General features: G+C 70.4%; 18 protein-coding genes. 3 read left to right on the top strand and 15 right to left on the bottom strand.

What is annotated here, in order from left to right:
* Nucleotides 1-59: 59 nt before the first annotated feature.
* The gene (locus ACFWEP_RS15100; RefSeq protein WP_387370225.1) at nucleotides 60-1,442 is read right to left on the bottom strand and encodes a M16 family metallopeptidase; all 1,383 of its coding nucleotides are present in this window, start codon (nucleotides 1,440-1,442) and stop codon (nucleotides 60-62) included.
* 26 nt (nucleotides 1,443-1,468) lie between these two features.
* A complete protein-coding gene (locus ACFWEP_RS15095; RefSeq protein WP_387370222.1) occupies nucleotides 1,469-2,845 on the bottom strand; it encodes a M16 family metallopeptidase in 1,377 nt (458 codons plus the stop codon).
* A 389-nt stretch (nucleotides 2,846-3,234) separates the two neighbouring features.
* On the opposite strand from ACFWEP_RS15095, the gene ACFWEP_RS15090 reads away from it, so the two are divergent.
* Nucleotides 3,235-5,685 carry a DNA topoisomerase (ATP-hydrolyzing) subunit A gene (locus tag ACFWEP_RS15090; RefSeq protein ID WP_387370220.1) on the top strand — a complete coding sequence of 817 codons (2,451 nt, stop codon included), beginning with the start codon at nucleotides 3,235-3,237 and terminating at the stop codon, nucleotides 5,683-5,685.
* A 301-nt stretch (nucleotides 5,686-5,986) separates the two neighbouring features.
* On the opposite strand, the gene ACFWEP_RS15085 is transcribed toward ACFWEP_RS15090, so the two are convergent.
* The 5 genes from ACFWEP_RS15085 to ACFWEP_RS15065 form a co-directional block, all read right to left on the bottom strand.
* Nucleotides 5,987-6,790 carry a hypothetical protein gene (locus tag ACFWEP_RS15085; protein WP_387370218.1) on the bottom strand — a complete coding sequence of 268 codons (804 nt, stop codon included), beginning with the start codon at nucleotides 6,788-6,790 and terminating at the stop codon, nucleotides 5,987-5,989.
* A 349-nt stretch (nucleotides 6,791-7,139) separates the two neighbouring features.
* Complete coding sequence (locus tag ACFWEP_RS15080; RefSeq protein WP_387370216.1) at nucleotides 7,140-7,529, bottom strand: hypothetical protein; 390 nt, start codon at nucleotides 7,527-7,529, stop codon at nucleotides 7,140-7,142.
* Nucleotides 7,530-7,693: 164 nt separating this feature from the next.
* Entirely contained in the window at nucleotides 7,694-8,068 is a 375-nt protein-coding gene (locus tag ACFWEP_RS15075; protein WP_387370213.1) for a hypothetical protein, read from the bottom strand.
* A gap of 130 nt (nucleotides 8,069-8,198) precedes the next feature.
* Nucleotides 8,199-9,434 (bottom strand): CobW family GTP-binding protein, encoded by a 1,236-nt coding sequence (locus ACFWEP_RS15070; protein WP_387370210.1) that lies wholly within the window; start codon nucleotides 9,432-9,434, stop codon nucleotides 8,199-8,201.
* 45 nt (nucleotides 9,435-9,479) lie between these two features.
* Nucleotides 9,480-10,643, bottom strand: a complete 1,164-nt coding sequence (locus ACFWEP_RS15065) for a citrate/2-methylcitrate synthase (RefSeq protein ID WP_387370207.1) — start codon at nucleotides 10,641-10,643, stop codon at nucleotides 9,480-9,482.
* 152 nt (nucleotides 10,644-10,795) lie between these two features.
* On the opposite strand from ACFWEP_RS15065, the gene ACFWEP_RS15060 reads away from it, so the two are divergent.
* The gene (locus tag ACFWEP_RS15060) at nucleotides 10,796-12,187 is read left to right on the top strand and encodes a citrate/2-methylcitrate synthase (protein ID WP_387370204.1); all 1,392 of its coding nucleotides are present in this window, start codon (nucleotides 10,796-10,798) and stop codon (nucleotides 12,185-12,187) included.
* Between the two features lie 7 nt (nucleotides 12,188-12,194).
* Here the strand turns inward: ACFWEP_RS15060 and ACFWEP_RS15055 are convergent, their stop codons facing one another.
* The 7 genes from ACFWEP_RS15055 to ACFWEP_RS15025 all read right to left on the bottom strand — a co-directional run bounded on the left by ACFWEP_RS15055 (nucleotide 12,195) and on the right by ACFWEP_RS15025 (nucleotide 20,338).
* Nucleotides 12,195-13,214, bottom strand: coding sequence for a LacI family DNA-binding transcriptional regulator (locus ACFWEP_RS15055; protein WP_387370201.1), 1,020 nt, complete (start codon nucleotides 13,212-13,214; stop codon nucleotides 12,195-12,197).
* Nucleotides 13,215-13,425: 211 nt separating this feature from the next.
* On the bottom strand, nucleotides 13,426-15,018 hold the full coding sequence (locus ACFWEP_RS15050) for a cation acetate symporter (protein ID WP_387370199.1): 1,593 nt from the start codon (nucleotides 15,016-15,018) through the stop codon (nucleotides 13,426-13,428).
* Nucleotides 15,015-15,491 carry a DUF485 domain-containing protein gene (locus ACFWEP_RS15045; RefSeq protein ID WP_387370196.1) on the bottom strand — a complete coding sequence of 159 codons (477 nt, stop codon included), beginning with the start codon at nucleotides 15,489-15,491 and terminating at the stop codon, nucleotides 15,015-15,017. Before ACFWEP_RS15045 ends, ACFWEP_RS15050 begins: the two co-directional genes overlap by 4 nt.
* A 96-nt stretch (nucleotides 15,492-15,587) precedes the next feature.
* Entirely contained in the window at nucleotides 15,588-16,316 is a 729-nt protein-coding gene (locus ACFWEP_RS15040; RefSeq protein WP_387370194.1) for a response regulator, read from the bottom strand.
* The gene (locus ACFWEP_RS15035; RefSeq protein WP_387370192.1) at nucleotides 16,313-17,476 is read right to left on the bottom strand and encodes a sensor histidine kinase; all 1,164 of its coding nucleotides are present in this window, start codon (nucleotides 17,474-17,476) and stop codon (nucleotides 16,313-16,315) included. Before ACFWEP_RS15035 ends, ACFWEP_RS15040 begins: the two co-directional genes overlap by 4 nt.
* Complete coding sequence (locus tag ACFWEP_RS15030) at nucleotides 17,473-18,057, bottom strand: DUF1453 domain-containing protein (RefSeq protein ID WP_387370189.1); 585 nt, start codon at nucleotides 18,055-18,057, stop codon at nucleotides 17,473-17,475. The genes ACFWEP_RS15035 and ACFWEP_RS15030 overlap by 4 nt, the downstream gene beginning before the upstream one ends.
* A gap of 148 nt (nucleotides 18,058-18,205) precedes the next feature.
* Nucleotides 18,206-20,338, bottom strand: a complete 2,133-nt coding sequence (locus tag ACFWEP_RS15025; RefSeq protein WP_387370187.1) for a type IIA DNA topoisomerase subunit B — start codon at nucleotides 20,336-20,338, stop codon at nucleotides 18,206-18,208.
* A 445-nt stretch (nucleotides 20,339-20,783) separates the two neighbouring features.
* On the opposite strand from ACFWEP_RS15025, the gene ACFWEP_RS15020 reads away from it, so the two are divergent.
* A complete protein-coding gene (locus ACFWEP_RS15020) occupies nucleotides 20,784-21,017 on the top strand; it encodes a hypothetical protein (protein ID WP_387370185.1) in 234 nt (77 codons plus the stop codon).
* A gap of 135 nt (nucleotides 21,018-21,152) precedes the next feature.
* Here the strand turns inward: ACFWEP_RS15020 and ACFWEP_RS15015 are convergent, their stop codons facing one another.
* Entirely contained in the window at nucleotides 21,153-21,980 is an 828-nt protein-coding gene (locus ACFWEP_RS15015; RefSeq protein ID WP_387370182.1) for a S1 family peptidase, read from the bottom strand.
* Between the last annotated feature and the right edge of the window lie 106 nt (nucleotides 21,981-22,086).

Here is a 22,086-nt window from a genome sequence, read left to right as displayed (position 1 = left end):
GATCTCTCCCGCCGGGGTCGCGCTGCCGGGGCGTACCCGGTCGTGCGGGTGACGGCAGGTCAGCCGTTCACGACCGTCACCTCGCCGATGTCCAGCGCGCGGACGGGGTCGGCGATCTGCGACGCGTCGCCCACCAGGATCGTCACCAGCCGGTCCACCGGGAAGGCGTTGACCACCGCGGCGGTCGCCTCGACCGTGCCGGTCTCGGCGAGCCGGGCGTACAGGTGGGCCTGGAAGTCGTCGGGCAGCTGCTGCTCGACCTGGTCGGCGAGGGTCGCCGCGACGGAGGCGGCCGTCTCGAACTTGAGCGGAGCCACCCCCACGAGGTTCTGCACGGCGGTCTCGCGCTCGGCGTCCGTCAGCCCGTCCGCCGCGAGGGTCCGCAGGACCTTCCAGAGGTCGTCGAGCGCGGGGCCCGTGGACTCGGTGTCCACCGAGCCGCTGATGGCCAGCATCGCCGCACCGGCCGGGCCGGAGTCCGGACCGCCGGCGGTGGAGCGGAGCACCTGGGCGAAGGCGCGTACGCCGTAGGTGTAGCCCTTCTCCTCGCGCAGCACCCGGTCGAGCCGCGAGGTGAGCGTGCCGCCGAGGCAGTACGTCCCGAGGACCTGGGCGGGCCAGACGCTGTCGTGCCGGTCCGCGCCGATGCGGCCGATGAGCAGCTGCGTCTGGACGGCTCCCGGACGGTTGACGATGACCACGCGACCGGTGTCGTCCGCGGTGATCGGCTCCACCGGGCGGGGGCTGCCGGCGTTGCCCGACCAGTCGCCCAGGGTGTCGGCGAGCAGGGCGTCCAGGTCGATGCCGGTGAGGTCGCCGACGACGACCGCGACCGTCGTGGCGGGGCGGACGTGGGCGTCGTAGAAGGCGCGGACGGCGGCGGCGTCGATCCGCCGCACGGTGTCCTCGGTGCCCAGACGCGGGCGCGACATCCGGGCGGTGGCCGGGAACAGCTCCTTGGAGAGCTGCTTGGCCGCACGGCGTGCGGGGTTGGCCTGCTCGTGCGGGATCTCGTCCAGGCGGTTGCCCACCAGGCGCTCGATCTCGCTGTCGGCGAAGGCGGGGGCGCGCAGTGCCTCGGCGACCAGGCCGAGCGCCTTGGCCAGCCGGGAGGCGGGCACCTCCAGCGAGACCCGGACGCCCGGGTGGTCGGCGTGGGCGTCGAGCGTGGCGCCGCAGCGCTCCAGCTCGGCGGCGAACTCCTCGGCACTGCGCTTGTCGGTTCCCTCGGAGAGGGCGCGCGCCATGATGGTGGCGACGCCGTCCAGGCCCTCGGGTTCGGCGTCGAGCGGTGCTTCGAGGTGGATCTCGACCGCGACGACCTGCTGGCCGGGTCGGTGGCTGCGGAGCACGGTCAGCCCATTGGGCAGGGTGCCGCGTTCGGGTGCGGGGAAGGCCCAGGGGCGTGCGGTTCCCGGGGTGGGCTGCGGGTGGAAGTCCATGGCTACTCCAGTCACGGCGGCGTCGCTCACTTGCCGGCCTCCTCGTCGGCGTCGGTGTCCGCGCCGTCCTCGGCAGCGGTCCCGTCGTCCGGCTCGGCCGGTTCGACCGGCTCGTAGACCAGCACGGCACGGTTGTCGGGGCGCAGCGTGGCCGCGGCGACCTCCCGCACCTCGTCGGCGGTGATGTCGAGAACGCGTCCGACGGCCGTCAGCGCGAGCTGCGGGTCGCCGAACAGCACCGCGAAGCGGCAGAGTTCGTCGGCGCGGCCGGAGACCGTACCGAGACGGTCGAGCCACTCGCGCTCCAGCTGGGCCTGCGCGCGCTCCATTTCCTCGGGCGTCGGGCCCTCGGTGGCGAACCGCTCCAGCTCCTCGTCGACCGCGGTCTCGATGCTCTCGACCTCCACGCCGCCGGACGTCTTGACGTCCAGCCAGCCCAGCGAGGGCGCCCCGGCCAGCCGCAGCAGCCCGAATCCGGCGGCCACCGCCGTACGGTCGCGGCGTACCAGGCGGTTGTGCAGCCGGGAGGACTCGCCGCCGCCGAGGACGGTCAGGGCCAGGTCGGCGGCGTCCGCCTCACGGGTGCCGTCGTGCGGCAGGCGGTACGCGGCCATCAGCGCGCGGGCCGGGACCTCCTCGTGGACCACTTCGCGCAGCTGCCCGCCGATGGTGCCGGGGAGAGAACCGTCGCGCGGGGGCTTCTTGCCGTCGTGGGACGGGATGGAGCCGAAGTACTTCTCGATCCAGGCGAGCGTCTCCTCGGGGTCGATGTCGCCGACGACCGAGAGCACCGCGTTGTTGGGCGCGTAGTACGTACGGAAGAACGCCTGGGCGTCCTCCAGCGTCGCCGCGTCCAGGTCCGCCATGGAACCGATCGGCGTGTGGTGGTACGGGTGGCCCTCCGGGTAGGCGAGCGCGGTGAGCCGCTCGAACGCGGTGCCGTACGGGACGTTGTCGTACCGCTGGCGGCGCTCGTTCTTGACGACGTCCCGCTGGTTCTCCATGGACTCTTCGTCGAGCGCGGCGAGCAGCGAGCCCATCCGGTCGGCTTCGAGCCAGAGGGCGAGCTCCAGCTGGTGGGTCGGCATGGTCTCGAAGTAGTTGGTGCGCTCGAAACTCGTCGTGCCGTTGAGCGACCCGCCCGCGCCCTGGACGAGTTCGAAGTGGCCGTTCCCCTTGACCTGCTCCGAGCCCTGGAACATCAGGTGCTCGAAGAGGTGCGCGAGACCGGTGCGCCCCTCCACCTCGTGACGGGAGCCGACGTCGTACCAGAGGCAGACTGCGGCGACCGGGGTCAGGTGGTCTTCGGAGAGCACCACGCGCAGGCCATTGGCCAGACGGTGCTCGGTCGCTGTCAGGCCGCCGGAGCCGGCCTGTGCGGTGGCCGTGTGACCCATGGGCATGTACGTCCCTTCGATCGCGGTACTGGACTTTCTGCCAGACCTGCCACTGTAAGCAAGCGCACGGGTACCTGGCGAAGTTCCCGTTCCTTCGATGTTGTGCTCGTTGGTAGTTCTTGACGACTGATGTTGACGCGTGGTGCCGAAGCCTTGCGCGCAGGGGGTCGGCCCGGGCGCCGGTTCGGCCACCGGAACGGCATCGGTTCGGCTCCCGGCACCGCATCGACTCGGCTCCCGGCACGGCCGGGGAACCCCGGAAGCGGGCGTCCCGGCGGGGTCCGGCCGGGCCCTTGGGACGGGTCGAGGTCGGCGCTGTCGGCGGGGCGGTCCACAATGGTCCGCGTCAGAACCTCAGGTTGCCCGACAGAATCTGTGAAGGAGTCGCAGCCGCGATGGCCCGCCGCAGCACGAAAACCCCGCCGCCGGACGACTTCGAGGAGAAGATCCTCGACATCGACGTCGTCGACGAAATGCAGGGCTCCTTCCTCGAGTACGCGTACTCGGTGATCTACTCCCGGGCCCTGCCCGACGCGCGCGACGGCATGAAGCCGGTGCACCGCCGCATCGTGTCCCAGATGAACGAGATGGGACTGCGCCCCGACCGCGGGTACGTCAAGTGCGCCCGCGTGGTCGGCGAGGTCATGGGTAAGCTGCACCCGCACGGGGACGCGTCGATCTACGACGCCCTGGTGCGCATGGCGCAGCCGTTCTCCATGCGCCTCCCGCTCGTGGACGGACACGGCAACTTCGGCTCCCTCGGCAACGACGACCCGCCGGCCGCCATGCGGTACACCGAGTGCCGGATGGCCGACGCCACGTCCCTCATGACGGAGTCGATCGACGAGGACACCGTCGATTTCCAGTCGAACTACGACGGCCAGGAGCAGGAGCCCGTCGTCCTCCCGGCCGCGTATCCGAACCTGCTGGTCAACGGCGCGTCCGGGATCGCGGTCGGTATGGCGACCAACATGCCGCCGCACAACCTCGGTGAGGTCGTCGCCGCCGCGCGCCACCTCATCCGGTACCCGAACGCCGACCTCGAAGCGCTGATGCGGTTCGTCCCCGGTCCCGACCTGCCGACCGGCGGCCGGATCGTGGGCCTCGGCGGCATCAAGGACGCCTACGCCGCCGGGCGCGGCACGTTCAAGATCCGGGCGACGGTCGCCGTCGAAAACGTCACCCCGCGCCGCAAGGGCCTCGTCGTCACCGAACTGCCCTTCACGGTCGGTCCGGAGAAGGTCATCTCCAAGATCAAGGACCTGGTCTCGTCGAAGAAGCTCCAGGGCATCGCCGACGTCAAGGACCTCACCGACCGCTCGCACGGGCTCCGCCTGGTCATCGAGGTGAAGAACGGCTTCGTGCCGGAGGCCGTCCTGGAGCAGCTCTACAAGCTGACGCCGATGGAGGAGTCCTTCGGCATCAACAACGTCGCGCTCGTCGACGGCCAGCCGCTCACCCTGGGGCTCAAAGAGCTCCTGGAGGTCTACCTCGACCACCGTTTCGAGGTCGTGCGCCGGCGCAGCGAGTTCCGCCGTACCAAGCGGCGCGACCGGCTGCACCTGGTGGAGGGGCTGCTCGTCGCCCTCGTCGACATCGACGAGGTCATCCGGATCATCCGGGACAGCGACAACTCCGCAGCAGCGAAGGAGCGCCTCATGGAGCGCTTCTCGCTGAGTGAGATCCAGACGCAGTACATCCTGGACACCCCGCTGCGCCGGCTGACCCGGTTCGACCGGATCGAGCTGGAGAGCGAGCGCGACCGGCTCAGCTCGGAGATCGAGGCGCTGACCGCAATCCTGGAGTCCGATTCCGAGCTGCGCAAGCTCGTCTCCTCCGAACTGGCGGCGGTGGCGAAGAAGTTCGGTACCGACCGGCGTACGGTGCTGCTGGAGTCGGCCGGCTCGCAGGTCTCCGCCGTGCCGCTTCAGGTGGCGGACGACCCGTGCCGGGTGCTGCTCTCCTCCACCGGCCTGCTCGCCCGGACGGCCAACGCCGACCCGGTGGCCGAGGACGAGGACGCCAAGCGCGCGAAGCACGACGTGATCGTGTCCGCCGTACCGGCGACCGCGCGCGGCGAGGTGGGGGCGGTGACCTCCACCGGGCGGCTGCTGCGCGTGGCGGTGATCGATCTGCCCCAGCTGCCGGACACCCATGCCGCGCCCAACCTCTCGGGCGGAGCTCCGGTGACGGAGTTCCTCACGCTGGACGAGGGCGAGGAGCTGATCTGCCTGACCACGCTCGACGAGACGTCGCAGGGCCTGGCGATCGGCACCCTCCAGGGGGTGGTGAAGCGCGTCGTGCCCGACTATCCGGCCAACAAGGACGAGTTGGAGGTCATCTCCCTGAAGGAAGGCGACCGGATCGTCGGCGCCGTGGAGCTGCGTACCGGCGAGGAGGACCTGGTCTTCATCTCGACCGACGCGCAGTTGCTGCGGTATCCGGCGGCCCAGGTGCGTCCGCAGGGACGTCCGGCCGGCGGCATGGCCGGGATCAAGCTCACGGACGGCGCCGAGGTGCTGTCCTTCACCGCGGTCGAACCGGCCGCCGACGCGGCGGTGTTCACGGTGGCCGGCTCGCACGGCACGCTCGACGACTCGGTGCTCACGTCGAAGCTGACACCCTTCGACCAGTACCCGCGCAAGGGACGGGCCACCGGCGGGGTGCGGTGCCAGCGGTTCCTCAAGGGTGAGGATGTGCTGGTCTTCGCCTGGGCCGGTCCCCTGCCCGCCCGCGCCGCGCAGCAGAACGGCGCACCAGCGCGACTGCCGGAACCCGACCCGCGCCGTGACGGTTCGGGCATCCCGCTGACCGACCCGGTCGCGTCGATCGCGGGTCCGGTGTAGCGAGAGCCGCAGGCGTACGGAAGACGGGCGCTGCGGGGTCCGCCCCCGCGGCGGGACGGGCCCCGCCGCCCCGTTTTCCGTACGGCTCCGAGCGGTCGGCCGTGTCCGCCGGGCCGAGGCCCGTCGGGGCGCGGCGGTGACGGCGGCAGGTGCGGTGGTGGCATGTGCGGCGGTGGCGGTGGCGGTGAGCACGGTCGCACGGGCACGGCTCGGAGACCCGGGACGCCGGCGGGACGCCCGGCGGCGAGCGCCTTCTCTTCCAGCCGCCCACCGGGCCGCTGGGGCACTGAGGCCCCGTGAGTCAGAACGGCGGGTCTTCGCTGTATCCACCCGACCAGCCGTCTCCCAGGGAAGCGCGTTCGGCCCTGAGGCGGGCACGACGTTCGCGGACTGCGACGTCGGCCGTGTTCTCCAGATCGCCGATGTCGTGACCCCATGCTTTCAGCGCGTCCAGGACGCGGTCTCGGTGGTAGCGATCAGCGCTGGTGGCCAGCAGACGGTGGGCGTGATCGACCAGCTCGCGCCGAAGGCCGGCGAGGAGGGGATGTTCCGCGAGAGGGATGGCGGCCATGAGAGCTGCGTGGCGAACCTCCGCGCTCTCGTGGCCGAGGAAGGGCTGGACGGCGGAGAAGATCGCCGGCCGCAGGTCCCGGAACGCGCTCATCTCCTCGTACTCGCGGAGAAACCCCTCGCCGTAGTGGCGCTCGCCGATGGCGACGCACTCGTCGTCCGCGTCGTAGGCGGTGTCGCTGAGCCAGGCAAGCAGTTTCACGAGGGTCGAGCGACGCGATGGCCCGGCGGTGTCGAATCCGAAGTCACCTGCGGTGATGCGGGGATGATGGAGGATGGCCGCGATGTAGAGGGCCACGGGCACGGTGGCTTCGTACATTGTGTTCTGGTGGGTCACTTCCGAGAGCGCGTCCCTTGCGGCGTCCGCCCTGACGGCCGGGTCGGGGTCGAGGAGGCGTGCCAATGCCGCCGGAAGGGATTCGCCCGTCCCGGACACAGTGGCGAGGGATGCCCAATCTGTACCGTTCAGGAGCTGTTGATACCGCGGGAGCCCATCGGGGCCGGGCTTCTCCGTCTGCCTGCGGTTCGTGGTCACAGGCGGAGGCCATGGCGTCGCCGAGCCCGCCTACGCTTGGTGTCAGGTGGCGAGCAGGACACGTTTTCGCAGGAACTCGAACCCTGCCCGTGCGAACATCTGGCGCCTGAGCCAGAGCACCGGTCGGGGCTCAGGTTCTGTGTGATCCGAGCAGTGTGAGTGACGACTGATCCCTTTGTGGTCGGACCTGCGAGTACGTGCTTCCTCACACCGAGGACCAGCCCACTCACGGGGGCTTCTTCGGGGCTTCCGGAGACTGACATGACGGTGGTTGCGATCCGGGCCCGCCACGGCGGGCCAGCAGGCACCGTGATGCCTCGCGGCTGGTTGGCGAGGTGGCGGCGGGCGGTCAGACCGCAGGGTCGACTTCGGGATGCGTGAATCGCATGGGCTTGCCCAGCGACCGGGCGTAGGCGATTTCGGCTCGGGTGCTGTCTCCGACGTAGTCGCCGACGACGAGCACCTCGTCAGCGAGCCGGATCTTCGCCCGGTGCAGATCGTCCAGCCGAACCTTCAGCGCCTCGGCCTCGGCAGGATCGGACCAGAGTTGGTGCGGCGACTTCAGGTCACAGCCCGGTTTGACGACAATCCTTCCGGCTCTGGTCTCCCGCAGATCGGCCTCGTTCATCTCGGCCATGAAGCGGGTGGAGCCACAGATCACGACGATGCGCGGAAGACTCAACACCTTCTTCGCGTCGGCGAGCTTCTCCTCGGGCGTGAGCGGGTCAGGGTGGGGCACAGGGTCCTCCTGGTGGTACGTCCACAGGGGCCCTGCGGAGACGAGAACGCGGGCCCCACGAGATCGTATGGTGACGGAACAGGCTCGGGCGAACCACTGACAGCGCCTCACCGTCAGCGTGAGCGGCGCCGACGCCACCTGCTCACCGATTGCGGCGGCCGGAGTCACCACAGGCGCAGAAAGCTCCGGATGTCGTCGTACCCGTCGAGAGCCCGCCCGTCCACGTCCGCTTCGGCACGGGCCGCCGGCGACTTCGCCAGCGCGAGCGCGTCACCACCGAGACAGCCGAATCGGCGAGCGGTATGCCCCAGGCACAAGCCGGCCAGCCCGAGGAGCGGGCTGCCCGACACGGCTCGCGTCCCCACCTCCACGCACCAGTGCTCCACGAAACCCCGGTCGCCGTCGTTCAAGGCGATTCCGACCAGGACGAACGCCGATTCGCCCTCGTGCGAACGGTCACGCAGGGCCCGCTCCAACGTCTCGGCCGCCACCTCGTGAGGCCGCTCGCGCGAACTCTCGGAGCTGAGGTGAGGACGCATCCAGCGAGAGTACGTCCCCGCACGATCCACACCACCGACGGGCGCTCCCTCTCCGTCAGGGTGCCGGGTGAAACGCCGCGTACGCCCAGCCCGGCACCCCTGCCCCGGCACCCCTGCCCCGGCAGCGCGCCTACCGCAGGTCCGGACCGGCAGGTGCGTCGCTCTCTTCGACAGCGACCGGTCCGTCGGTTCCTTCGGCGGACCGGTCGGTGGCGACGTAACGCAGGACCCCCCACATGGCGCGCTCCAGATCGTCCGCGTCGCGCGGCTCCGTTTCCGGTACGCCGCCAAGGTCCACGCCGACAGGGCCCGTGCTGCCCGGCCCGGGCGTCCGGCACTCCTCCAGTTCCCGCAGGAGTGCCTCCCCGTCGAACCCTGACCCGATCAGTACGAGTTGGGTGAGCCTCGGCTCGTCGCGGGCCCAGGGGCGCGGGGCGAACCGGAGGAACCGGCCCACCGCGTGCAGCAGGTAGGTGTGACGGGGGTCGGCCGCGCCGAAGTCCACGAAGCCCTTCATCCGGTACAGCCCCTCGGGCCGTGAGTCGAGGAACCGCATGAACCGGCGGGGGTCCAGCGGCGCTCCGCCGGAGAACTCGACGCTCTGGTACGCGGCGTGGGGATGGGCTCCGCCGTGGTTCCCCGATCCCCCGTGGTTCCCCGATCCGCCGTGCTGGCCCGCCTCCTCCGCCAGCAGGTCTTCGAAAGTGAGCTGGCGGGCCGCCGTCCGTTCGTTGTCGGGACGGAGCGCGGGGTCGAAGAGCAGCGACGGGTCGATCCGTCCGTGGTCGGTGGAGACGACGGCGGCGCGGTCGGTCAGCGAGGTGACCACGGCGTGCAGCCGGTCGTGCTTGGCGTCGTCGATCCGGTCGGTCTTGTTGAGGACGACCAAGTCGGCGGCGGCCACGTGCCGGTCGGTCTCCGGGTGTCGCTCCCGGGTGCTCTCGAACTCGGCCGCGTCGATGACCTCGACCAGCCCTCCGTAGACGATCCTCGGGTTCTCGCTCGCCAGGAGCATCCGGACGAGTTCCCGTGGCTCGGCGAGTCCGCTGGCCTCGATCACGATCAGATCGAGGCGGACGGCGGGCCGGGTCAGTGTCTCCAGATAGGAGTCCAGCTCGCTCGCGTCCACCGCGCAACACAGGCAGCCATTGCCCAGCGAGACCGTCGAGCCGACCTGTCCGGCGACCGTCATGGCGTCGATCTCGATGGCCCCGAAGTCGTTCACGATCACCCCGATCCGGTTTCCGGCGCGGTTGTGGAGCAGGTGGTTCAGCAGTGTGGTCTTGCCCGAGCCGAGGAACCCCGCGAGCACGATGACCGGGATTTGCGGAATGCGGGCATCACCCGGTGTGGCCGGAGCGGGCAAGACGGACCATCCTCACGGAGTGCGGAGGCAGCGGCGGCCCCACGGTCAGGGTGCCGGGACCGGCTGCGGCGGAGGCGTCCCGACATAGCGGGCCGCCGGTCGGATGATCTTCGAGTCCGCCGCCTGTTCCAGGATATTGGCACTCCAGCCGACCACCCGCGCCGCACAGAAGGTGGGCGTGAACATGGTCCGGGGAAGCCCGCAGAGCTCCATCACGACTCCGGCGTAGAACTCCACGTTGGTGTGCAGCTCACGGCCCGGCTTGAGCTCGGCGAGGATGGCCTCCACCTGGCGCTCCACCTCGACGGCGAAGTCGACGAGCGGGCCGCCGAAGTCCTGGGCGATCTCCCTCAACATCCGCGAACGCGGATCCTCGGTGCGGTAGACGGGGTGGCCGAAGCCCATGATCCGTCCGCCGGAGAGGACCTGTTCGCGGATCCAGCCGTCGATGCGGTCCGGGGTGCCGATCGCGTCCAGCGTGTCCAGGGCGCGGCTCGGCGCACCTCCGTGAAGGGGCCCGGAGAGCGCGCCGACCGCCGCGACCAGGCAGGCGGCCATGTCGGCACCGGTGGAGGCGACGACCCTCGCGGTGAAGGTGGACGCGTTGAACCCGTGGTCGACGGTGGAGATGAGGTAGCGCTCGACGGCCCGTGCACGGACCGCGTCGGGTACCTCGCCGGTGAGCATGTACAGGTAGTTGGCGGCGTGCGGCAGGTCGTCGCGCGGTTCGACCGGTTCGAGTCCTTCACCCAGTCGGTGCAGCGCGGTCAGCAGGGTGGGCACCGCCGCGCAGACGGCGAGCGCGTCCTCACGACGGCGACCTGGCTCGATGTCGTACAGCGGGCGGTACCCGGCCGACGCCCCGAGCAGGGAGAGTGCCGTACGCAGCCCCGCCAGTGGGCCGGAGACCGCTCCGGCGCGGGCGATGGCGGGCAGCGCCGCGCGGACCTCGTCCGGGAGGTGGCGCAGCTCGGCGGTGCGTGCGGCGAACGCCGTGCGAGCCTGCGCGTCGGGCAGCTCACCGTGGAACATCAGGTACCAGACGTCCTCGAAGCTCCGGGTCTGCGCGAGCTCGATCGCCGAGTACTGGCGGTAGTGGTAGAAGCCCTCCGCCCCCCTGACGTCACCCAGGACGGTGTCGGTGACGACGACACCCGCGAGGCCGCGGGGGACGCCGGTCGGGGCGGGGCTGTTGGTCTTGGTCGGCATCGCCGGCTCCTCTTCGGGGCTTCTTCTCCCTGGTCACCACGGTCTCTCGTCGACCAGGGGCTTTCGGACTATTGATTCGACTATCCATGCTTGATTATGTGGACGTCAATATTGATTGAATCAATACATGACGGAGTGGATACGGTGAGCACATGACGGATCAGGGAGCGCGCGACGCCGACACCGGGACCACGGAGCGCCTCAGTACGCGCGAGACGGCCGCCCTGCTCGGCGTGAAACCGGAGACGGTGTACGCCTATGTCAGCCGTGGCCAGCTCAGCAGCGTGCGCGCCCCCGGAGGGCGGGGAAGTACGTTCGACGCCGACGAGGTCCGGGCCCTGGCCCGGCGCACGGGTCGGCGCGACCCCCTGCCGGCGGGCGGGGCGGACCTGGTGTTCCGTACCGGCATCACCCTCATCGACCAGGACCGCTACTACTACCGGGGCGTCGACGCGGGTGAACTCGCCCTGCACCACGGTTACGAGGAAGTCGCCGAGTGGCTCTGGACCGGTGAACTCAGGCCGGGCGTCCGCTTCTCCGCTCCGCCGCAGGCCCTGGCCGCGGCAGGACGGGCCGTCGCCGCACTGCCCGCGCACAGCGGGACGACGGACCGGCTGCGGGTCGCCGTCATCGCCGCAGCGGCTGCCGACCCACTGCGTTTCGACCTCTCCCCCGCCTCGGTCCTGGACGCGGCGCGTGGCCTGATCCCGACCTTGGTGGGTGCGCTGCTGCCGACCGCCGGCGCGCCCGGCAGCACGGGCCCGGCCGCCTCCGTGGCGCCCGCCGGCGGAGGCCCTGGCGGCGCCGGCCGCACCGGTACGGGCCCCGCCGGCCCCGGCATCGCGGCCCGGTTGTGGCCCGCGCTCACCGCGCGTCCCGCCGGCGCCGCGTCACTCGCCGTGCTGGACACCGCGCTCGTTCTGCTGATCGACCACGACCTCGCGGCATCCACCCTCGCCGTCCGGGTGGCGGCCTCCGCCCACGCCCATCCGTACGCAGTGGTCTCGGCGGGGCTCGGGGCCCTGGAAGGCCCGCTGCACGGTGCGGCCAGCGGGCTCGCCCACCGGATGCTCCGGGAGGTCGTGGAGCGGGGCGGTGCCGCACCGGTCGTCGCCGACCACCTGCGCGCCGGAAGGCGGATCCCCGGACTCGGCCACCGGCTCTACACCGGCGAGGACCCCCGGGCACGGGTCCTGTTCACCCTGCTGGAGAACGTGCCCGAGGCCGCGTCGGCACTCGCCGCGGCGCGGGACGTGGTGTCGACCGCCGCCCGGCACGTACCTCTGCACGCCAACGTCGATCTGGCGCTGGCCGTACTGTCGGTCTCCGCGGGCATGCCCGCGGAGGCGGGTGAGACCGTGTTCGCGGTGGCCCGCACGGCGGGGTGGATCGCGCACGCCCTGGAGGAGTACGCGGAACGGCCCCTGCGCCTGCGCCCCCGCGGCCAGTACACCGGACCGCCCCCGCCGCAGGCGTTGCCCTCCCCGAACGTTTCCTCGATCGCTCCATCGACCTCTGAGGGTGGATTCGGTAACGCAAGATAGTGACAGATCAGCGCGAATTATCGCGCGGCGGCGGGGCGGTCGATCCGCGCACCACCAGTTCCGGCTCGAAGAGCAGCTCGTCGGAGGGCACCGCCTTGCCCCCGATCTGCACGGACAGCAGCTCGACGGCCGCCCGGCCCATGGCCTCGATGGGCTGACGAACCGTCGTCAGGGGCGGTTCGGTGCAGTTCATGAAGGCGGAGTCGTCGTATCCGACCACCGACACGTCGTGGGGCACGGAGAGCCCCCGGCGGCGGACCGCGCGCACCGCACCGAGCGCGAGCGGGTCGCTGCCGCAGATGATGCCGGTGATATCCCGGTCGAGCAGCCGGGAGGCTGCGGCCTGGCCACCCTCCAGCGAGAACATGGCCCGCGCCACGTGTTCGTCCGGGATCGTCGCCCCGTACTCACGGGCCAACTGCCGTGCGGCGTCGAGCTTGCGCTGGGAGGGAACGTGGTCGGTGGGGCCGAGAACCAGGCCGATCCGCTCATGGCCGAGCGAGGCGAGATGCCGCCATGCCTGCTCGACCGCGACGGAGTCGTCGCAGGAGACACCCGGAAAGCCGAGTTCGGCAATGGCCGCGTTGATCAGGACGACAGGGATGCGACGGTCGGCGAGCACCTTGTAGTGGTCGTGGGCGGCGTCCGCCTGGTGGTAGAGGCCACCGGCGAAGACCACTCCGGACACCTGCTGCTGGAGCAACAGGTCCACGTAATCCGCCTCGGAGACCCCGCCCTTGGTCTGCGTGCAGAGCACGGGCGTGAGCCCTTGCTGGGCGAGGGCGCCGCCCACCACTTCGGCGAAGGCCGGGAAGATGGGATTCTGGAGCTCCGGAAGAACGAGTCCGACCAGCCTGGCCCGCTCGCCCCGCAGCTGGGTCGGGCGCTCGTACCCGAGCACGTCCAGCGCGGAGAGCACCGCCTGCCGGGTGGCGTCCGAGACGCCTGGCTTACCGTTCAGGACCCGGCTGACCGTGGCCTCACTGACCCCAACCTTCTGTGCCACCTGAGCAAGTCGTCGCGTCATGAGCGCAAGATTAGCGCAAGGAACGCAAACCGATTGCGTGCCCGTCAAAACCTCCGCCGCACCACCCCTGCCGCCGCCGGACCACACCACCTCGCCGGACCGCGACGGCTCCGGGTCAGATTGCTGCTGGACTGCGCGTCTCCGGTCAGTCCCTCGCCGGACGAACCGCGTGGGCTCCGGCCAGACCCACGCCGGACCGGGTCGGCTCGGGTCAGACCGCCCCGGCTCCGGTCAACGACCTGACCTCCATCTCGGCGTGCTTGTCCTCGTCGGGCGGTTGGGCGGAGGTCACCGTGCCGATCCACCCCGCGAGAAATCCGAGGGGAATGGAGACGAGACCGGGATTCTCCAGCGGGAAGAGCTGAAAGTCGACCCCTGGGAAGAGGGAGGCGGGCGAGCCGGAGACGACCGGCGAGAGCAGTACGAGAAGCAGAGCCGGAACCAGCCCTCCGTACACGGCCCAGACGGCACCACGGGTGGTGAAGTTCTTCCAGAAGAGCGAGTAGAGCAGCGCCGGCAGGTTGGCCGAGGCGGCCACCGCGAAGGCCAGCCCGACGAGGAAGGCCACATTGAGGTCCTGGGCGAGCAGGCCCAGTCCGATGGCGACCACCCCGATCCCGACGGCGGCTGCCCGGGCCACCGCGACCTCGCCGAACGGCTTGCCGCCGGGTCGGCGGAGCGAGGCATAGAGGTCGTGGGCGACCGAGGCCGAGGACGCGAGGGTGATCCCCGCTACCACGGCCAGGATCGTGGCGAAGGCGATGGCGGCGACCACGGCGAAGAGAATCGTTCCGCCCGTGGCTCCCTCCCCGCCGCCCAGCGCCAACGCCAGCAGAGGAACCGCGGTGTTCCCGGCCTCGCTGGAGGACCGGACCGCGGTCGGCCCGACAAGGGCTGCGGCGCCGAAACCGAGCACGATTGTCATCAGGTAGAAGCTGCCGATCAGCCCGATCGACCAGACGACGGACCGCCGGGCCGCACGGGCCGTCGGCACCGTGTAGAAGCGGGACAGGATGTGCGGCAGCCCGGCCGTACCGAGGACCAGCGCCAGTCCGAGGCTGATGAAGTCGAAGCGCGCAGTCCAACCGCCGCCGTACTTGAGTCCCGGTGCGAGAAAGCCCTTCCCGTGGCCGCTGCGTTCGGCCGCGGTGCTGAGCAGTGCGTTGACGTCACCGTGGAACCGGACCAGAACGGCCACGGTGAGGGCGATCGTGCCGGCCATGAGGAGGACGGCCTTGACGATCTGGATCCAGGTGGTGGCCCGCATGCCGCCGAACGAGACGTAGACCACCATGAGTGCGCCCACCCCGACCACGGTCCAGGAGCGGGTGACGCCGCTGGTGCCGCCGAGAAGCATGGCGACCAGGCTGCCGGCGCCGACCATCTGCGCGACGAGGTAGAGCACGGAGACGGTCACCGACGAGGCGCCGACGGCGGTGCGCACGGGGCGCTCCGCCATGCGTGCGGCCACCACGTCGGCCAGGGTGAACCGTCCGCAGTTGCGCACGAGTTCGGCCACCAGCAGCAGGACGACCAGCCAGGCGACGAGGAACCCGACCGAGTACAGCATCCCGTCGTACCCGAAGAGTGCGATGAGCCCGGAAATGCCGAGGAACGAGGCAGCCGACATGTAGTCACCGGCGATCGCGAAACCGTTCTCCATGGGAGAGAACAGCCGGCCCCCGGCATAGAACTCCTCTGCGGAGCCCTGGCGGGTCCGTCCGACCCAGGTGGTGATGCCGAGGGTGACGGCGATGAACGCGCTGAACAGCACCAGCGCGAGCGTCTGGTGGTCGCCGCTCAACGCTCGGCACCTCTCGTCAGCTCCTGGGTGTCCCAGCGCAGTTCCAGGGCCGCCCGGTCCCGGCGGAGCCGCGCGTGCCGCGCGTACGCCCACGTCAGCAGGAAGGTGGTGAGGAACTGGCCGAGCCCCGCGACCAGGGCGACATTCACCGCCCCTGCCACCGGACGGGCCATCAGCCCGGGTGCTCCGGTGGCCGCGACCACGTAGGCGAGGTACCAGAGAAGGAACGCGACCGTCGCCGGTACGACGAACCTCCGGTATCGGCGGCGCACTTCGCGGAAAGCCTCGCTCCGCTGGACCTCTCGGTAGATGTCGGCAGCGCTGTGGCCGCTCTGCGGAGCCCCGGGGAGGGATGGCGCATCGGGCGCCCCTGTCCCCGTACCGTCCCGCTCGCCCCATCCGGGGGCCGGCGCGTCGTACCACGACTCGTCGAGCCGCGTCACCGCCTCCACCCGCCCTGCTTCCTTCTCCACCGAACAACTCCCTTGTCCGCGAGCCTTTTCGGCCGCTCCGCCAAGAGTGTCCGGACAGGGAGGATCTCGGTTGCAGCATGCACCGCTTTCACCTGTTCAGGTGACATCCGTACCAGGTGCCCGTGCGAGCCCCCGTACGTATGCGTAACGAACCGCCTGCGCCCGGTCCCGCGCCCCCGTCTTGGCGAACAGGTTGTTGATGTGCGTTTTCACCGTGGCCGGGGAAACGTGCAGCCTGCGCGAGATCTCGGCGTTGTTGAGCCCTTCGGCGATGAGCGCCAGCACCTCCGCCTCGCGGGGCGTGAGCCCGTCCGGAAGCTCCTGGATCCGGCCCCGGCCCTGCTCCTGGTCCTGGCCCGGGTACTGGCCCGGGTACTGGCCGAACGTCGGTGGAGGCACAGCCGGCCCGGCGGCCATGTGCTCCAGCAGACGCCGCTGCACGGCGGGGGAGAGACCCGCGTCACCGGACAGCACGGCCGAAATGGCCTGCACGATCTCCTCGCCGCTCGCGTCCTTGGTCAGGAAGCCGCGCGCACCCGCGCGCAAGGCCGCAAAGAGCGATGCGTCGTCGTCGAAGGTGGTGAGCACCACCACTTGGGTACCGGGATGCTCCCGGCGAACGCGCCGGGTCGCCTCGACACCGTCGCAACGCGGCATCCGCAGGTCCATCAGAACCACGTCCGGGGCGTGCTCCGCGACGAGCGCCACCGCCTCGTCACCGTCCCTGGCCGCCCCGACCACGTCGACGCCCAGCAGCCCGAGCAGCATCACGATGCCCTCGCGGACCGCCGACTGGTCGTCGGCGACCACCACCCGCGCGCTCACGTGGGCAACCGCAGAGTCACTACGAACCCCTCCTCGCCCGGCCCCGCCTCCAGGGCCCCTCCGAGCACTTCGGCGCGCTCCCTCATTCCGGTCAGACCGTAGCCCGGCCCGCCGGTCATCAGCTCCTCGTCCGATGCCCCTCCCCCGGTGTCCCGCACCTCCAGGACCACCGTGTCCGGCAGGTATTCCAGCCGTATCCGAACATGCGCTCCGGGGGCATGCTTGCGCACATTGGTGACGGCCTCCTGAGCGACCCGCCGCACCGCCTGAGAGGCCCCAGCCGCCAGGGAGCGCCGGGGCCCCTCGACGCTCAGCTCCACCGGTCCGGTGGAGACCAGGTTCCGCAGGAAGTCCTCGACCGGCGTCGTCTCACCCCGGAGGGCGGAAAGCGCCTGCCGGGTCTCCGTCAGCCCTTCCCTGGCCATGGAACGGGCCGAAACGACCCTTTCCAGGACCTGGTCACGGAACGCGCCGACCGGCTCACGCTCGATCAGCAACCGGGCCGCCTCGAGGTGCACCATCTGGGCCGACAGACTGTGCGCGAGCACGTCGTGGATCTCCCGGGCAATCCTGGAACGTTCGTCCAGGGCGGCCCTTTCCGTCTCCGCCGCCCTGGCGGCACGCTCCTGAGCCAGCAGCCGCAGAGCGCCTCCGCGCGCCTCCGCGTCCAACCGGACCACATGGCCGCCCAGGCAGAGTCCGGCCGTCGTCAACAGGGTGGTCATCCATCCGCCGCCTACCAGGGCAGCGAAGGACGCCAGGGCGATCGCCGCCATGGGGACAGCCGCGCCGAGCGGCAGCCGCGCCACGGCGAGGACGGTACCGCCGCACCACAGGGCGGAGGCGAGCGCAGTCGCGCCGGCCCCGTACGCGGCGAGTGCCAGTCCTGTCAGAAGAAGCAACAGAGCCAGAGACGGCCACAACCGCTGCTCCAGGGTGAACCGGTGGTACCACCGTGCCACCAGGACGCAGCAGCCCATCACCGCGAGCGCGACGGGGAGGCCTGCGGAGCCGCGGCGGTCGTCGTTCAGCGTCGCCCAGAGCAGCCCTGCCGCGGCCAAAGTCCAGACGAGGAGGGACAGGGTCGACCGTGCGGGCGCCCTCGGCGTAGGTGTGAGCGCCTCGCGGGAGGGCCATGAGGTCCAGATCGTGCCGGTCATGGGAGGTCCTTTCCCGCCACCGGAATCCCTGTCCCGTCGCCGGAGCGGGTCTCGGCGCGATGCGGAGCGTCGCCTGCCGACGCCGGTGCGAGGTGCGGCTCCTCCCGGCCCCGCGAGTTCGGCCTGATCCGAAAGGACGGCTCCAGGCGCCGGGACAGGACCGCTCCTCGCACCAGCAGGGTGACGGCCAGAGCGAGCAGGAGACCGTCACCGCTCTGTTCCACCCCCTTGGCCGCCCCGGCGGCCCAGAGGATGGCTCGCAGCGCCAGACCACCCGCCCAGACGAACGACGTGGCACGGGTGCCCCTGGACCACGGGGTGCCGTCCGCATCCCGCCAGACCCGGGTGGTCAACCCCCAGCCGGCGCCGAGGCCGAGCCCGACCATCAGTTCGGCCGCGAGCACCCCCGCGGACACGGTCTCGTGCCGCGGGTCGAGCAGTACCCCGCCTCGCAGCGAGAGCACCGCCAGGATTCCGGGGAGAAGCCACCACCGGGCCGGCAGCGGACGCGCGGAGAACTGGCGCAGCAGCGTCCAGCCGGCAACGGCGACCATCACAAGAACACTGGCAACGCCGGACATGGCGCCCTCCGGGGAGCGGGAAGATCTGACGCCTTCGACGCTACGGACGGAGAGCTGCCGACGGATCGGCCCCCGGGTTGATCACGGGTGGAGAACGCCTCTCCACCCACGGGTGGAGAGGCGCACGAGGCGGAGGTACCCGAACGGCTCAGGCGTCGATGCGCGAGCGGTCCAGGGTCGCCGCCGAGCTCGTGATGAACTCCTTACGGGGGGCGACCTCGTTGCCCATCAGCAGGTCGAAGACCTTCTCCGCCGACTCCAGGTCGCCGATGTTGATCCGTCGCAGGGTCCGGAAGCGGGGATCCATCGTGGTCTCGGCCAGCTGGTCGGCGTCCATCTCGCCCAGGCCCTTGTACCGCTGGATGGAATCCTTGAAGCGGATGTTCTTGCGCCGCAGGTCCACCAGCGTCTGGCGCAGCTCGCCGTCCGAGTACGTGTAGATGTACTTGTCCTGGCCCTTCTTGGGCTGGACCAGCTCGATGCGGTGCAGCGGGGGCACTGCGGCGAAGACCCGGCCCGCTTCCACCATCGGTCGCATGTACCGCTGGAAGAGCGTGAGCAGCAGGATGCGGATGTGCGCACCGTCGACATCGGCGTCCACCAGCAAAACGATCTTGCCGTAGCGGGCGGCGTCGATGTCGAAGGTCCGGCCCGACCCTGCCCCTATGACCTGGATGATCGCCCCGCATTCGGCGTTCTTCAGCATGTCCGAGACGGACGCCTTCTGCACGTTCAGAATCTTGCCGCGGATGGGCAGCAGTGCCTGGAACTCACTGTTGCGCGCGAGCTTGGCCGTGCCGAGGGCCGAGTCCCCCTCGACGATGAAGAGCTCACTGCGCTCCACGTCGTCGCTGCGGCAGTCGGCGAGCTTCGCGGGCAGGGACGAGGACTCCAGGGCCGTCTTGCGACGCTGGGCGTCCTTGTGCTGCCGCGCGGCGATGCGGGTGCGGGCGGCGGCCACGGCCTTGTCGAGCACTGCCCGGGCCTGTGCCTTGGCGTCGCGCTTGGTCGACGTCAGGAAGGCCTTGAGCTCCTTGGCCACCACGTTGGCGACGATCCGGTTGGCGGCCGAGGTGCCGAGCACCTCCTTGGTCTGCCCCTCGAACTGGGGCTCGGCGAGCCGGACGGTGACGACCGCGGTGAGGCCCTCCAGGGCGTCGTCCTTGACGACATCGTCCTCGGCGACCCGGAGCAGCTTGGCCGAACGCAGTGCCTCGTTGACCGTACGGGTCAGCGAGCGTTCGAATCCGGCCACGTGGGTGCCGCCCTTGGGGGTGGCGATGATGTTCACGAAGGACTTGACCACCGTGTCGTAGCCGGTGCCCCAGCGCAGCGCGATGTCGACGCCCAGCTCGCGGGTGACCTCCGTCGGGGTCATGTGGCCACGCTCGTCAAGGACCGGGACGGTCTCCTTGAAGGTGCCCTGCCCGGTCAGGCGCTGCACGTCGCAGACGGCCTTGTCCTGGGCGAGGTACTCGCAGAACTCGCTGATGCCGCCGTCGAAGCGGAACGTCTCCTCCGTCTTGCCCTCGCCGTTCAGGCCACGCTCGTCGCGCACGACGATGGTGAGTCCGTTCACGAGGAAGGCCGTCTGGCGGGCGCGCTGGTACAGCGTCTCGAGGTCGAGCTTGGCGTCCTTGAGGAAGATCTGCCGGTCCGCCCAGTACCTGATCCTGGTACCGGTGCGGGCCTTGGGCACCCGCTTGGTCTTGCGGAGCCCGTTGTCCGGGTCGAAGGGGCTGTCCGGCCCCTGCTCGACGAACGCACCCGGCACTCCGCGCCGGAAGCTGATGGAGTGGGTGGAGCTGTTCCGGTCGACCTCCACGTCGAGGCGCGCGGAGAGCGCGTTGACGACCGAGGCGCCGACGCCGTGGAGGCCGCCGGAGGCCGCGTACGAGCCACCGCCGAACTTGCCGCCGGCGTGGAGCTTGGTCATGACGACCTCCACGCCGGAGAGCCCGGTCTTGGGCTCGACGTCGACGGGAATGCCACGGCCGTTGTCGCGGACCTCGACCGAGGAGTCGTCGTGGAGGATCACTTCGATGTGGTCGCAGTACCCACCGAGGGCTTCGTCGACCGAGTTGTCGATGATCTCCCAGAGGCAGTGCATGAGGCCGCGGCTGTCGGTCGACCCGATGTACATGCCGGGACGCTTACGGACGGCCTCCAGCCCTTCGAGGACGAGAAGGTGCCGCGCGGTGTAGTTGGAGCTGTCCCTGTCGACGACGCCGCCGGCTCCGGTCAGCAGCGCAGTGGACGGCACGGACGTATCGGCGGTCACGCGGTTCGCTCCTCGCTGAATTTCAATGGGGGCCCGTTTGGGTATGGGGCGCGGCCGTGGTGGCCGCTGAAAGCCTACCGAGGCCTGGTAGAGCGGTTGTCACGCCACCCTCGGGGAATCATCATGCTAGTCGAGCCCCTCGGCAGATCGCATGGATGTTCGATCATCCCTCGGAGTGACGTGCACATCACGTTCCTTTTGAGGCATGAACCATTTAGGCTCCGGGCACGTCCTCATGAACAACCGGCAAGCCAGCCGGAGGACCGACCCGACACCAGCAACGCGAAACCGTAGCGCTCCGCAATACGGCACATTCGCCGCCAACCGTCGGCAGCCCAGCCACCTGAAAAGAAGTTTTCGAAGAAATGCCACGAGCGGGAACGTTTTCGGCCTGGTTGGATGTTGACCCTGGTACGACAGCTCGTCGAGCTAGAGAAGAGGCGACGTGACTACTGTTCTGACCCCCGCGAGCCCGCTGACCGCAGCAGACCGCTGTGACCGTTGCGGCGCCCAGGCCTACCTGCGCGTCGTCCTCATCAGCGGCGGTGAACTGCTCTTCTGTGCCCACCACGGGCGCAAGTTCGAGCCGGAACTCAAGAAGATCGCCGCGGAAATACAGGATGAGACGGATCGGCTCACCGCCGTACAGGCTGCCGCCGCCGACGAGGCACAACACTGACACCTCGCATCCACGACGAGCGCTGGGCCGGTCCCTGACCGTCCGACGGGCGGCTTCCCCGGTGTGGGGGAGGCCGCCCGTTCTCATGTGCTCGGTTTCGCCGTGGGACGAGTCCCGGCACGGGGATGAGGTTCCTCAGATCCTGCCGGCCGCCCACGCGACCGCGGCGGAGACCCGGGTGTAGACCCCCGGGCTGTCGGCGCGTGCGCAGCCGTTGCCCCAGGAGACCAGGCCGATGAGACGCCCGTCGACCACGAGTGGCCCTCCGCTGTCACCCTGGCACGCGTCGTAACCGCCATCGGGGTTGCCGGCACAGACCATCGAGGCGGCGTCGTACGACCCGCGTGAGCCTCCCGGGTAGGCGAGGCCGCACGCCTCGTCCGACAGAACCTGTACCGAGGCCGCACGCAGCGTCGACGCATACGTTCCGTACCCCGTCGTGTCACCCCACCCGTAGACGAGCGCCTGCCCGCCCGCCAGATAGGCCGCGTCACCTTCCCGGGCGACCGGAATCGAACTTTTCTCCGGAAGCGCCTCGGTCAGCGTCAGCACGGCGGCGTCGCCCACGTTGGTGCTGGGGTCGTACGAGGGATTGACCCACGCTTCCCGTACCGGAATCTCCCGCCCTCCGGCACCGCGCAGATCGTCCCGTCCCACGATGATCCGCAGGTCCGGTACGTCGGCCACCTCCCCTCCCAGCACGTCGGAGCCGAGGCAGTGAGCCGCGGTCAGCACCTTGGCGGGAGCGATCACCACCGCCCCGCAGAACTGCCCGCCACGCGATTCCCCGAACAGGGCGCGGCTGGACAGCGCCACCACCCACGGGCTGTCCACCACGCTGGCGGGCTCTCCTCCGATGATGATGCTGTCGGTCGCGGCGGACGCCGGGGGCCCGGCCGCGAGAACGGCGGACGCCGTCAGCGCCACCGCTCCGGTCACGGCGCGGGCGAACCTGTGGAACATGGACACTCCTGACTCCGAGGTGGATATCACCTACTCAGAGTCATTCAGTCCGAAGCGGCCCGCACCCCCAAAGAGAACGGGCCGGGTGCCCGGAACCGAGTGGTTC

It is taken from the genome of Streptomyces sp. NPDC060198, from assembly GCF_042728415.1.
GTDB lineage: Bacteria > Actinomycetota > Actinomycetes > Streptomycetales > Streptomycetaceae > Streptomyces.
Note: the sequence above shows the minus strand (reverse complement) of the source record. Positions and strands in the feature narration are given on the sequence as shown.